The organism is Acinetobacter sp. T_3_1, from assembly GCF_025377055.1.
Lineage (GTDB): Bacteria > Pseudomonadota > Gammaproteobacteria > Pseudomonadales > Moraxellaceae > Acinetobacter > Acinetobacter kookii.
This window is the reverse complement of record NZ_JACHVD010000001.1, coordinates 339,024-352,427: the sequence shown is the minus strand read 5'-3', so window position 1 is coordinate 352,427 and position 13,404 is coordinate 339,024. Positions and strand designations below refer to the sequence as shown.

The window sequence follows — 13,404 nt, the reverse complement described above, 5'->3', positions numbered from 1 at the left end:
TCCTAATTATTTTGTATTTGCAAAAGCCTGAGCAATTTTATAGAAAGACTCTGCATTTAAAGATGCACCACCAACCAGCGCACCATTAATATCTGGACAAGCAGCCAACTCTACTGCATTTTCCGGCTTAACACTACCACCATATAAAATTGCCATGCTGGCACCGAAAGGGGTAATTTGGGTTAAACCTGCACGAATTTTGGCATGCATCGCCTGTGCGTCTTCAGGTGAAGCTGTTTTACCCGTACCAATCGCCCAAATGGGTTCATAGGCCACCACTATATTTTTCCACTGCTCAGCCTGAACAATTGCGGCAATATCACAGATTTGTTGCAATACCACCTGCTCTGCCTGACCATTTTCACGCTGTTTCAGACTTTCACCTACGCAATAAATAATGGTTAATCCTGCATTTAAAGCATTTTTAACTTTTTCATTCAGAATCTGTGCAGTTTCAGCGAAAATTTCCCGACGTTCTGAATGACCAATCAGTACAAAATCAATTTGCTGATCTTTCAGCAGTTCGGCACTCACTTCACCGGTATATGCCCCTGTACCGGCAATACGGGAAACATCCTGCGCAACGGGATAAACAGGACGTACTGAACTTGCCAATTCTGCCTGCACACCACTCAAGGCCAGCATGGTTGGCGCAATACCCAAATAACAATCTTGTTCTTTAATTTCATTGTTTTGCAATAATTTTTTTAAATCTTGCAGCAACGCTTTTGCCTCTGCCTGCATTGGGTTCATTTTCCAATTGCCGACAACCCAAGGAGTAATAGCCGAACCCGACATACAGTAACCTATTAAAAACAATTCATTAAACCGCGCATATTCTACACGGAATTCAGCATTTTTTAGAAAATTTTCATATGGCTTTTTTATACTCTTCTTATTTTTGCAATCGATCTTCTTTTACTCTCCGGAAAAACTTCTCCCTGTAATTACGACTGGTTCAAAGTTTTATCTGATATTAAGTAGATGACAACATTTTAAGATATGGTATTTTTATATAACAAAAGTATAATTCAATGATACCAATTATAAACAGATTGATTAAGCAGGCATATTAAAGCATGGCAGCATTACAAGGATCACCAAGATTTACGGGTTTTATTCGGCGTTTAGTCGAAGATGGCTTAGTTTCTGCTGAAAATATGCAGAGTGCAATATTGAATGCGAAAAAAGCCAATCAAGATATTGTCCCTTTTTTAATTGATCAGTTGAAAATTTCCTCTCTGGATATTGCAGAAAAAATCTCTCAAGAATTTGGAGAACCTCTTTTTGATTTGAGCGCCTATGACTCTGCTCAAATTATCCGGGAAGGGCTGGATGAAAAACTCATTAGCAAACATTGCGTTTTGCCCATTTTTAAACGCGGGAATTTACTCTACGTCGCAACCAGCAATCCCACCAATATAGATGCCATGGATGCGATTCGCTTCAGCAGTAAAATGAATATTGAAGCGATTATTGTAGAACACCAGAAATTACACAAACTCATTGAACAGAACTTTACCCAGGCGGACAGTTTTGAATTTTCTGATGAAGATATCGATCTAGATCTAGAACAAGAAGACCTGAACAAACCAGCTGATGAAGATGATGGTCCCCAAGGGGATGAAGCGCCCATCGTTAAATATATTAATAAACTGTTAATTGATGCCATTCGTATGGGGGCTTCGGATTTACATTTCGAGCCGTATGAAAAGTCATATCGGGTCCGTTATCGTATTGATGGTGTGCTCCGCCAGATTGCCAATCCGCCGTTGCAGCTGTCCACACGCCTGGCCTCACGTTTAAAAGTCATGTCGCAGATGGATATTTCTGAAAAGCGCTTGCCTCAGGATGGCCGGATTAAACTTAAGCTTTCAAAAACCAAGGCCATCGACTTCCGTGTCAACTCATTGCCTACCCTGTTTGGAGAAAAACTGGTCCTGCGTATTCTGGATCCTTCCAGTGCCATGCTGGGGATTGATGCATTGGGCTATGAACCCGATCAAAAAGAACTGTTTATGCAAGCGCTGGAAAAACCACAAGGCATGCTGCTGATTACAGGTCCAACCGGTTCCGGTAAAACCGTATCGCTCTATACGGGCTTGAATATTCTAAACCGTGAAGATACCAATATTTCAACGGCAGAAGATCCAGTCGAGATCAATCTGGAAGGGATTAATCAGGTCAACGTCAATGCCAAAGTGGGCCTAACCTTCTCTGCTGCGCTTAAATCATTTTTACGTCAAGATCCAGATATTGTCATGGTTGGTGAGATCCGGGATCTGGAAACCGCTGAAATTGCCGTAAAAGCAGCACAAACCGGTCATATGGTGATGTCTACACTGCATACCAACAGTGCACCCGAGACCTTGACACGTTTACGCAACATGGGCGTTCCATCCTTTAACATTGCCACCTCGGTCAACCTGGTGATTGCCCAACGTTTAGCCCGTCGTTTATGCTCTCAATGTAAAGTGCCTGCAGATATTCCAGAGCCCAGCTTATTAGAAATGGGTTTTACCGAAGAAGATCTTAAACATCCAGAATTTCAGGTATATCAACCTGTAGGCTGTTCCGAGTGTCGTGAAGGCTATAAAGGTCGTGTCGGTATTTATGAAGTCATGAAAGTAACACCTGAAATTTCGAAAATTATTATGGAAGATGGCAATGCACTGGAAATTGCAGCAGCATCTGAAAGATCGGGGTTTAATAATTTACGTCGTTCAGGATTAATTAAGGTTATGCAGGGGGTGACTTCCCTTCAGGAAGTCAATCGTGTAACCAGTGAATAAATGAAATTTAAAATAAGGATAAACGCATGGCTGTCAAAAAAGCACAGATGATGCCCGTCTTCAGTTATGAAGGCATTGATCGCAAAGGGGAAAAACTTAAAGGGGAATTACCTGCACGTAATATGGCACTTGCCAAAGTGACTTTACGCAAGCAGGGCATCACGATTAAACATATTCGGGAAAAACGTAAAAACATTCTCGAAGGTTTAATGAAAAAGAAAGTGTCCACCCTGGATATCACTATTTTTACCCGCCAGCTGGCCACCATGATGAAAGCTGGGGTTCCTTTGGTTCAAAGCTTTGAGATTGTAGCAGAGGGTCTGGAAAATCCATCCATGCGTGAAGTAGTACTTGGTATTAAAGGTGAGGTTGAAGGCGGCAATACTTTTGCTGGTGCCTTGCGTAAGTACCCACAATATTTTGACAACCTGTTCTGTTCTTTAGTGGAATCTGGTGAACAGTCTGGTGCCCTGGAAACCATGCTTGATCGTGTCGCGATCTATAAAGAGAAGAGCGAACTGTTAAAGCAAAAAATTAAAAAAGCCATGAAATATCCGGCAGCTGTCATTGTAGTTGCCGTGATCGTGACCATTATTTTGATGGTTAAAGTGGTACCTGTGTTCCAGGACCTCTTTAGTTCATTTGGTGCCGATTTACCTGCCTTTACCAAAATGGTGGTAAATATGTCGGAATGGATGCAAAAGTACTGGTTTATTCTGATTATTGCCATTGGTGCGATGATTGCCGGATTTCTTGAAGCAAAAAAACGCAGTAAAAAATTCCGTGATTTTCTTGATAAAGCAGCCCTCAAAGCCCCTATTTTTGGCGACCTGGTCTATAAAGCCATTATTGCCCGTTATAGTCGTACTCTAGCCACCACCTTTGCGGCCGGTGTTCCCTTGATTGATGCATTGGAATCCACTGCAGGCGCAACTAACAATTGTGTTTATGAAGCAGCGGTGATGAAAATCCGTGATGATGTAGCCACAGGCCAACAGCTACAATTTGCCATGCGTGTCACCAACAAATTTCCGTCTATGGCTGTACAGATGGTGGCGATTGGTGAAGAGTCTGGGGCACTGGATGCCATGCTGGATAAAGTCGCAACGCATTTCGAAAATGAAGTCGACAATGCGGTCGATGGTTTAACCTCGATGATGGAACCCCTCATTATGGCCGTGCTGGGTGTGCTGGTTGGTGGTCTGGTGATTGCCATGTATCTTCCAATTTTCCAAATGGGTTCTGTGGTTTAATGCAAGATTTCATTTCTTATTTTATGATTAACCCAACTGCTTTATATATTGCCGTTGGGCTTTTTAGTCTCTGTATCGGCAGTTTTCTCAATGTCGTGATTTATCGAACGCCGAAAATGATGGAGCAAGAGTGGCGGCAGGATTGTCAAATATTGCTGCATCCCGAACAGGCCATTATTGACGAAACAAAAATCACCCTCAGCAAGCCAGATTCAACCTGTCCGAAATGCCAAACACCCATTCGCTGGTATCAGAATATTCCTATCATCAGCTGGCTGGTTTTACGGGGCAAATGCGGTTCTTGCAAAAATCCGATCAGTATTCGCTATCCATTCATTGAATTGTTAACTGCAACATGTTCCCTGATTATTGTGGCAGTCTTCGGCCCTACCCTGCAGATGCTGTTTGGCCTGATCCTCACCTGGGTACTGATTGCACTGACCTTTATTGATTTTGATACCCAGCTTCTCCCAGACCGCTATACCTTAACTCTGGCCGCCTTAGGTTTGGGAATCAATAGCTATAGTATCTATACCAGTCCAACCTCTGCCATCTGGGGCTATATTATTGGTTTCCTGTGTTTGTGGATTGTCTATTATCTGTTTAAGATCATTACCGGTAAAGAAGGTATGGGCTATGGCGACTTTAAACTTCTGGCTGCCTTAGGTGCCTGGATGGGGCCATTGATGCTCCCATTGATCGTATTGCTCTCTTCTTTCGTCGGTGCCGTGATTGGCATTATTCTGCTGAAAGTACGCAAAGAGAACCAGCCTTTTGCATTTGGCCCTTATATTGCCATTGCCGGATGGATTGCTTTTATTTGGGGTGAGCAGATTATGAAAATCTATTTGGGTCAGTAATTTTTAGGGACATCTATGACTTTTATCTTGGGTTTAACGGGAGGGATTGGTAGTGGAAAATCGGCCGCCAGCAACTGGTTTGAAACCCAGGGCATTACTGTCGTTGATGCCGATATTGTCGCGCGAGAGATTGTAGCCAAGGGACAGTCCGCCTTACAACAGATTCATGCGGCTTTTGGCGATTGGGTTCTATTAGACAATGGCGAGCTGAATCGTCGGGCTTTACGCGAACATATTTTCAAATATCCTGAAGCACGTAAAACGCTGGAAAATATTACTCATCCTGCGATTCGAGAGTCTATTATTCAACAGCTGCAGGCTGCGACCAGCCCCTATGTGATTCTGGTTTCTCCCCTGCTGTTTGAAACCAGCCAGCATGAACTGACTGATCATACCCTGCTGATTGATGCATCGATTGATTTGCAGATTCAGCGGGCTGCCATGCGTGATCACCAGTCAATTGAACAAATTGAAAAAATTATTCAGGCACAAATGCCACGTGAGCAGAAGCGTCGCTTGGCTGATGACATTGTGCTAAATGACGGTCATCTTGACCATTTATATAGCCATTTAAAACCGCTGCATGAAGCGTATTTAAAACGCTGAAATTAAAAAAGCAGTCGCCTTAGGACTGCTTTTTTTGTTGCTCGAGCTGCTTCTCTAAACTGTCCTGACGACCCATCCAGCGCCAAGGCTGTAATGCACCAATCGCCATCCCGATCAAGCCACAAATAATGGCCAGACTTAAAGGTTCACCCAATAGCGGCACGGCCAGAATGGCCGCAATAAACGGGGCCAAAGTGACAATACTCCCTGCCTTGAATGCACCCAGACGCTTAATGGCTTCTACATAAGTCAGTGTAGCGACAATGACCACAAAGATGCCGTGAAAAACCACCTGGAGCATTAAATGCACAGGTTCAGGTGCGGTTAAATTTTTCGGTAAAAACAGCAGATAGATCGGTACATAAACAATTGCCGACCAGATGGCAACGCCTGCCATAGAATGCCAGGCTGAGAGTTTCCATTGACGCAACAATACCGTAAAAACACCCCACCAGATCGCACTCAGGAAAAATAGCATGTCGCCAAAACCAAAAGCCACACCGGTTTCCTGATACATCAAGAAACTCATGGCAGTGATCGCGCTCAGCATAATCACCAAACTGATCCAGATGTGTTTATCCAAAGGCTGTTTGAATAATACCAATCCAGCTAAAGCTGTACACAGCGGGAGACAGCCATTCAGGAAAATGGCTGCATGTGCCGCCGGCACATAATGAAAAGCACTATAAGAAGTCAGGCAATACCCGACCCCGCCAATCATCGCCAAAAGGAAAGGCTCCTTTTTCCATAAAAAAGCAGTGTCTTTTTTATAGAGCAAAATGGGCATCAAAATACAAAATGCCAGTGCAAAGCGTAAGGCGGTAATATCCCAGGCACTAATTCCCCACTGGGCATTCAGGCGAGAGGTAATGGTAAATCCGCCCCAAATACACATGGTAATAGCGACATAAAGATAACCTTGAGACCGGGGAGACATAGCAGACAACTTTTAAATAGCAAATAAATAGCAAAGTAAAGAAATTACACGTTACGCTGACGACAGGCTTCATACAGTGCCATCCCCGTCGCCACACTGACATTTAAGCTTTGCAAGTTCCCTGCCATGGGGATATACACGGTCTGGTCACATTGCGACTGGGTAATTGGACGCAAACCTGTATCTTCAGCACCCATCACGACACATACTGCTGTACCGGTAAAATCAAATTTATCCACGGGTAAGGCTTTTTCATCCAGCATGGTTCCGACTACACGTACATTAAATTCATCTTTGATATGGCCCAAAGTACGCGCCAGATTGGTCACTTGAATGAACTTCACCTTTTCTGCGCCACCGGCCGCAACCTTACGTGCAGTTGGGGTTAGGCTTGCAGAACGGTCACGTGAAACCACCACGGCTTCAACCCCCATGGCAGCCGCTGTACGAATACATGCGCCCAAGTTATGCGGATCGGTGACCTGGTCCAGTGCCAGCAAAAGCGCTTGAGGATTTTGCTTCAATACGGCATCCAGATCCTGTTCATTCAGTACCGGATGCGGACGCACTGCAGCCACTACGCCCTGATGAAAAGGCTGACCGGCCAGTTTTTCCAGTTTGTCACGGCTGGCTTGTTGCACGCTAATGCCGAAAGGTTCAGCCAGAGCCAAGACGTTTTTCAAACGCTGGTCATCACGGCCTTTCAAGGTAAATAAAGTCAGTACGCGCTCAGGCTCGAGTTCCAATAATGACTCCACCGAGTGAACGCCATAATAATATTCTGGTTTTGCCATGAACGGCCTCTAAAATCTATGGTGACTATGGGTAACGATGCAAAAAGAAAAATCCTGCAAAGCAGGCTTTACAGGATTGATGCTTAAATCTAGTTTAACCGATTCAGGTTAAAATTTCTTTGTCTTATCCGGGACGAATGCTTAGCCTTCGAAATGGCAGACATAATCGAGGACTTCATCGGTCTCGATTTTAAAGCGGCTATTGCCTGGCACATAAAAAGACTGGCCGGCACGGAACAGTTCACTTTCAGTTTTGTCGCCAATTTGTACACGACATTCACCTGAAATAACTTCCATACGTTCAGGTACATGTGTTTGAAAGGTCAGTGCCTGTTCTGTTGGCAAAATCACCCCTAAGGTTTTTTTTGTGCCATCTTCAAACTGCACGGTATGACTGATACACAACCCGTCGAAATAAACATTCGACTTTTTGACAACCGAAACATGATCAAACTGATTTGACATGCGTATTCTCCAGATAATGCGCATTTATAATTTTTGCTCGAGCTAGTTTAAAGCTGAGCATTAAACTAATCAATCGCTGTTTCCTACCGCCAAATCAATATTTTTCAATTTTTTACAAATATTTTTTTGCAGGCTGAAAAGAACAACTGGCGATTTGTGCACGAACCTCTACATGAATGAAATTATAAGCATAAATTGCTGCTGATGTTGCCCCGACCAAAGGCGAATAGCATTCTGCAGCATGGATTAGGTCTTCAAATCATCAACAGTATAGGGTCTCTTATCTGGTCCAGATTTTGCGCAGCCGGATAAATTTGGACTCAAATTTTCCCTTTTTCTTAAAATAGACTGCAATTTATTCATGGCAAATTTTATCGGCTATTTTCACACACAGGTTTCATTTTCAGCGCCGAGATAAGGTAAGATATTGATGTTTTAAACCCTTTTAAAATAAAAGCTGTCTTGTGACCAAAACAAAATTTCACTATCTTAGACTAAAACTTTTCGCAGCTTGGATGCGTTTATGCTGACACATTTAACTCTGATCAATTTTGCTTTAGCCGATCACTTAGCCATTGATATTGAAAAAGGTTTCAATGTCCTGACGGGTGAAACCGGAGCGGGTAAATCGTTATTACTGGATGCCCTGTCTGCCTGCCTAGGTGAACGTACCGACACCAATTACGTACGTTTCGGTTCGGATAAAGCCGATGTGACGGCCATTTTTAGCTATCAGGAACACAGCCCTGAAGCCGAATGGTTAAAAGCACATGAGTTGGATGACGAGTCAGGCGAAATTCATTTACGTCGGGTGATTTTTGCCACTGGCCGCAGCAAAGCCTGGATTAATGGCCGCCCAAGCAGCCTGTCAGAGCTGAAAGAAATTGGGCGTTTGCTGGTACAGCTATATAGTCAGCACAGTCAGCAGCAACTGTTAGAACCGCCCTATCCCAAGCACTGGCTCGACCGTTACAGCAACTTTTATCAGCCTGCGCAAGAGGTCCGTAATGCTTATAGCACCTGGCAAAAAGACATTCGCCAGCATCAAGCCGCTTTGGATGCACAAGCCACCCGCAAACAGCGGATCGAAACTTTAGAATTGCAACTGGAAGAACTCGAAGACATTACCCAGATTGACTATAAAGAGATTGAACAGGAATTTGACCGTTTAAGCCATCATGAACATATCATGCTGGACTGCAGTTATAGCTTAAATGTGCTGGATGAAGCCGAACAAAACCTGACCCAGGAACTTTCTTCAATTATTCGTCGTCTGGAATCACATGCTGGTCGTAGTGAACAGCTTGCTGAAATCTATAATTCACTGATCAATGCACAAAGTGAAATTGATGATGCAACGGCAAACTTGCGTCAGTTTATCGATCGCCAAAGCTTCGATCCTGAACGGATGGAAGAATTGAACTCACAACTGGAAATTTTCCACCGTTTAGCCCGTAAATACCGCACTCAGCCAGAGACATTGAAAGAAGAATATCAGGCCTGGCATGCTGAACTGGAACAGTTGCATCAGCTTGAAGACCCGGAAACCTTGGCTGAACAGGTCGAGTTATCGCATCAGGAATTTTTAGCCAAAGCACAATATCTGGATGAAATTCGCCGTGAAGCCGCAATCCCCTTGGCAAAACAACTGACTGAACAGGTCAAGCAGCTGGCTTTGCCGGAGGCTTATTTTGAATTCAAGTTTGAGCCTTTAGAACAGCCAGGTGCTGAAGGTTTGAGCTTTATTCAACTGCTGTTTACTGCGAACAAGGGCATTCCGCCACAGCCTTTGGCACGGGTCGCTTCCGGGGGTGAACTGTCGCGTATTGCCTTAGTCATGCAAGTCATGAATGCTGAAAAAACCGAAGCAGAAGTGCTGGTCTTCGATGAAATCGACGTCGGGATTAGTGGCGGAACGGCTGAAATGGTTGGCCGTTTATTGGCTGACTTGGCCCAACATGTACAGATTTTATGTATTACCCATCAGGCTCAGGTGGCGGCACAATCCGATCAGCATCTGCTGGTGAAAAAGCGCCAGACTGATCCGGCCAGTAGTACCATCATCAATCTTGCAGAAGAACAGCGCATTGATGAACTGGCCCGTATGACCGGCGGCGTCGAAATTAATGACACTACACTGCAACATGCCAAGCAGTTACGTCAACTTAAGTTTCAACAGGTATAAAAAAACCAGTACAGCATGTACCGGTTTTGAACTTCAATGCAAATAACATTGCTTGGAGGCCGACTTACCATTTGATCGGTTTTTCACTCGATCCTGGGGTCATGTCATAGGTTGGAGTAAAACCTGCATCTTGATTCTGATAGGAGGCAGGTTGTAGTTTCATCCCGACCAACACCTCTCGGCTCAAGCTTTGTGCAATTTTATCTGTACTTGAATCATTCAATGAATTATTCAGCATGTTTTGAATTGCATTGTCTGCAATAACGCGGTTGAAGGTACCTGCTGCAACAACTTTACTGGTATTCGCCTCAATCACCCGCCAAGTTAAACGCACTTGATCTGCACCTTGATTCAGACCATACATCTGTTGGCCATTGGCAACCGAGACATCATTGATACGCCCCACCAACAAATAGTCTGCACCCACTTTTTGACCTATACGTGCCAATTCTTGCGGCGCACCATCCCAGTATAAAAACTCATTCTCGGACTGCATTTCGCTTAAATAATGACGATCCACCAAGCTCAATTGACCCGTTTGAGCCAGATAGACACCTAATTGATCAGACAATTCTGACGCAAAATCTTCTGCTGAATCCACCTTGGCAGAACGGTTATTTTTTTCATAAAATTGAAATGGCAGCACAGCAATGCGGCGTAAATGCTGATCTTGAACAGATGACTGGTACTGCACCACATGCGCACGTACTTTCGCACGGTAGTTGTTTTTTGATCCAGTCACGCTGAGCACCTGGAATTTGGTGACAGATCCTGAGCCAGTATTATCTACGCTAAAGACTGGAGAAACTTTACCCGAATAACTCCATTTATTATTGGAAACTGACATATTGACAGTTGTTTCATAATCTACACGTGAGGAAACAGTCGCACCATTTACCGATTGAACCGCAACCAACAAGGCTTCTGAAATCGCTTGATGCTGGGTAGCACCACTACCCGATGCTTCCTTAACCACTTCTTTTAATGCTGCAAATGCAGAAGTGGTCGCAGAACCAGCAAGCAATAAAGCTAAAAATATTTTATTCATCATTATTATCTTCTTAAGCAACTGTGCAATCGCACAGTTGCATATTTGAATTATAAACCGAAGGTCGAACGTTTCGACGATTTACGAATTTCTTTCTCGCTGGTCCATTCCACAATGCCGGTTTGTACATTTTGAAGTTTTAAAGTGAACTTGTAATACACATCACTTTTACCCCCTGCATTTTTTACAATGCTCGACAGGTTGCCGTTTAACATGTATTCAGCGCCAATATGACCACCGGCTTTTACCGAAGTTGCCTGGTTCACCAATCCGCTTTGCTTTTGGTATGCCAACTGCTGCGCTAATGCATTGGCAGAAGTCATATCTACAAAACGGAATTTGCCTGAATTGATGAGTTTGTTTTGAATGGTGTCAGTGATTGACTCGGTATCAATATGTTCTTGCGTTTTATTGCGGATGCGGTCTACAAACATCACTGGGCGGCGGTTTTGGGTCAATTGAACAATCACCGGAAAGGTCAACATGTCATCCACCATTTTGTCCGCAATCATCTGCAAATCGGTAGAACCGAAATCTTTAGTCAGGGTTTCAACTGACTGGGCATCTCCATAACTCACGTTATTCGAAGCACAACCGCCCAAGACCAAAGTAGCCAAAACAGTAGTAGCCAAAGTTAATTTTAATTTCATGGAAAACTTATCCTTAATCTTTTCTCAGATAGACAACAACATCAACAGCAGATGGGTTAGGTGCAATGGATTGAACGGTCTTTATTTCGCGGCCTGTTAACTGAATAGGCTTCCAGCGTGAACCTTCTGGATTCACTTCAAAGCCATTTGCATCTACCCAAACAATTTTGTATTCAAAATTACGGCTCACAAACCAGCGGTCCTTGATTGCAATCGAAGCTTTTTTCAAATCGCCAGCGTATCCCATACTGATCCGATCAACCGCAATTTGCGTGACCAGTTTTGGGTTATTGCTGACGGTTTTTACGCTATAGGTGCCATCGGCTGCAGTTTGGGTTGAGAGTGAGTTGGGTGCGGTACAACCAATAAGTGCAGCAGCCAAAAGGCTTGCCGCCCCCAGTTTTAAACATATTTTCATCATTACACTCTTTTAAAATTAACGAGTTACAGCACTTACACTGGCTGAAATTTTATTATTTATATCACTGACATAAACAAAAACGGTTTGGTTTGGATTTGCTTCAACATTAAGTGTTGTGCTCGAGGATTGTGGTCCGATAATTTTCAGATTATGTTTTCCTGGGCTCACCTCAAAACGTGCCACCTGTGTATTACTTGGTAGCGTCGACCATGCTCTTAAATCGGCACGTTCAGTGGCAACATTCATTAAGTTTCCAGCCAGCTGCCCTAAAGATCCCAATTGCTGGCCCAATTGTTGTTGCATCACGTATTTTGTCGTTGCTCGTACAATCTGGCTGGTAACGGTACTGATGGTTTGTTCTTTCAGGTTTTTTACTGCCAATGCACCAATATCACTAACCAGAGCACTTTGCTGTACTTGGCGATCACCCAGCTTAATTTTTAAGCTTTGCGGTGGCATATAAGTACTCGGTTCATAGGTGGCAAATGCAATATTAACCAGCCCATTTGGCATGGGAAAAGCAAGTTTATTTTCAATCTTTTTCGGTACCGTGCCCTGTTCAATAAACACAATGACGGGTACTGATTTCTGATTGTTACTTGATACTGTATCAACCCGGGTCACATCTTTGGCAACATTTGAATCACCATGTAATTCATAAGCTTTTTTAAAGTCCACCAAAGCATTGTTATAGTCGCCTGTGGCTTCCCACAAATTAGCTGCCATGTAAAAAGCATAACCATTTTGATAGGTATTTTTAATTCGACCTGCAATCGGATCCAAACCAGCAAAAGCTTCATCTAAAGTTGAATAATCAATTTGTTTATCTGTCTTCTGCTTATCTTTTTTCTTAGCAAACTCTTTCTCGTGCGCCAGTTCAATTTCACGCTGAATTTGTTGTGCAACACGCATTTCTACCCCTGCAGCTTCAGCATTATTCAGCAGAATATAATTTTTTGCCTGAGAAATATGCGCTAAAACCTGTTCATAAGGAGGAACCAAATAAGGTACAACGGACTCATTACTCACCATCGAAAGGGCTTTGAACCCCATCCGGGTTACACTCACTTTACTTCTGTTGTTCTGCTGATCGATCAGCTCAAATGCCTTTTTATAAATATCCAGACTTTCTTGATATTGTTGATTGACCTGTAAAATTCTTGCTTGCTCTAAATAATATAAAACCGCATCTTTAGAATTTTTCTTGCTGTCAAACTTCGCTGCTACAGATGAACTGAGTTCTGCATTTAAAGAACTTCTAAAAAGTGATCCCTCTTCTTCATAAGTTCCAAATACCGCTGCATGTGTTTGTACAGCCAACAATGAAGTAAAACATAAAGTGATAGCTTTTTTGTTTATTTGAACCGACATAATAATATTCAACTTACTTTTT

Annotated in this window: 13 protein-coding genes; 5 read left to right on the top strand and 8 right to left on the bottom strand. The window is 43.3% G+C overall.

Features of this window, described 5'->3' with window-relative positions:
• Positions 1-6: 6 nt before the first annotated feature.
• Positions 7-798, bottom strand: a complete 792-nt coding sequence (gene tpiA, locus H4I94_RS01505) for a triose-phosphate isomerase (RefSeq protein WP_261181150.1) — start codon at positions 796-798, stop codon at positions 7-9.
• A gap of 281 nt (positions 799-1,079) precedes the next feature.
• On the opposite strand from tpiA, the gene pilB reads away from it, so the two are divergent.
• From pilB to coaE, 4 genes are read left to right on the top strand one after another with little or no spacing between them, the layout of a single operon-like run.
• Positions 1,080-2,792, top strand: a complete 1,713-nt coding sequence (gene pilB / locus H4I94_RS01500) for a type IV-A pilus assembly ATPase PilB (protein WP_261181149.1) — start codon at positions 1,080-1,082, stop codon at positions 2,790-2,792.
• Between the two features lie 26 nt (positions 2,793-2,818).
• Positions 2,819-4,045 carry a type II secretion system F family protein gene (locus H4I94_RS01495; RefSeq protein ID WP_261181147.1) on the top strand — a complete coding sequence of 409 codons (1,227 nt, stop codon included), beginning with the start codon at positions 2,819-2,821 and terminating at the stop codon, positions 4,043-4,045.
• Positions 4,045-4,905 carry a prepilin peptidase gene (locus tag H4I94_RS01490; RefSeq protein ID WP_180042611.1) on the top strand — a complete coding sequence of 287 codons (861 nt, stop codon included), beginning with the start codon at positions 4,045-4,047 and terminating at the stop codon, positions 4,903-4,905. Before H4I94_RS01495 ends, H4I94_RS01490 begins: the two co-directional genes overlap by 1 nt.
• A 15-nt stretch (positions 4,906-4,920) precedes the next feature.
• A complete protein-coding gene (gene coaE, locus H4I94_RS01485) occupies positions 4,921-5,511 on the top strand; it encodes a dephospho-CoA kinase (RefSeq protein WP_261181146.1) in 591 nt (196 codons plus the stop codon).
• Positions 5,512-5,530: 19 nt separating this feature from the next.
• Here the strand turns inward: coaE and H4I94_RS01480 are convergent, their stop codons facing one another.
• The 3 genes from H4I94_RS01480 to H4I94_RS01470 all read right to left on the bottom strand — a co-directional run bounded on the left by H4I94_RS01480 (position 5,531) and on the right by H4I94_RS01470 (position 7,707).
• A complete protein-coding gene (locus H4I94_RS01480; RefSeq protein ID WP_261181145.1) occupies positions 5,531-6,448 on the bottom strand; it encodes a DMT family transporter in 918 nt (305 codons plus the stop codon).
• Positions 6,449-6,492: 44 nt separating this feature from the next.
• A complete protein-coding gene (gene rlmB, locus H4I94_RS01475) occupies positions 6,493-7,242 on the bottom strand; it encodes a 23S rRNA (guanosine(2251)-2'-O)-methyltransferase RlmB (protein ID WP_131272963.1) in 750 nt (249 codons plus the stop codon).
• 141 nt (positions 7,243-7,383) lie between these two features.
• Complete coding sequence (locus H4I94_RS01470; protein ID WP_261181144.1) at positions 7,384-7,707, bottom strand: pyrimidine/purine nucleoside phosphorylase; 324 nt, start codon at positions 7,705-7,707, stop codon at positions 7,384-7,386.
• 523 nt (positions 7,708-8,230) lie between these two features.
• Between H4I94_RS01470 and recN the strand changes: the two genes are divergently transcribed.
• Positions 8,231-9,892 carry a DNA repair protein RecN gene (gene recN / locus H4I94_RS01465; protein ID WP_261181143.1) on the top strand — a complete coding sequence of 554 codons (1,662 nt, stop codon included), beginning with the start codon at positions 8,231-8,233 and terminating at the stop codon, positions 9,890-9,892.
• Positions 9,893-9,956: 64 nt separating this feature from the next.
• On the opposite strand, the gene H4I94_RS01460 is transcribed toward recN, so the two are convergent.
• The 4 genes from H4I94_RS01460 to H4I94_RS01445 are packed head-to-tail and all read right to left on the bottom strand — an operon-like array spanning position 9,957 to position 13,382.
• The gene (locus tag H4I94_RS01460) at positions 9,957-10,940 is read right to left on the bottom strand and encodes a CsgG/HfaB family protein (protein WP_409976734.1); all 984 of its coding nucleotides are present in this window, start codon (positions 10,938-10,940) and stop codon (positions 9,957-9,959) included.
• 50 nt (positions 10,941-10,990) lie between these two features.
• Positions 10,991-11,590, bottom strand: a complete 600-nt coding sequence (gene lpoB / locus H4I94_RS01455; RefSeq protein WP_086174116.1) for a penicillin-binding protein activator LpoB — start codon at positions 11,588-11,590, stop codon at positions 10,991-10,993.
• Positions 11,591-11,603: 13 nt separating this feature from the next.
• Positions 11,604-12,011: a DUF1425 domain-containing protein gene (locus H4I94_RS01450; protein ID WP_228143249.1), complete on the bottom strand. Its 408-nt coding sequence runs from the start codon at positions 12,009-12,011 to the stop codon at positions 11,604-11,606.
• Positions 12,012-12,026: 15 nt separating this feature from the next.
• Positions 12,027-13,382, bottom strand: a complete 1,356-nt coding sequence (locus H4I94_RS01445; RefSeq protein WP_261181140.1) for a hypothetical protein — start codon at positions 13,380-13,382, stop codon at positions 12,027-12,029.
• Positions 13,383-13,404 lie beyond the last annotated feature (22 nt).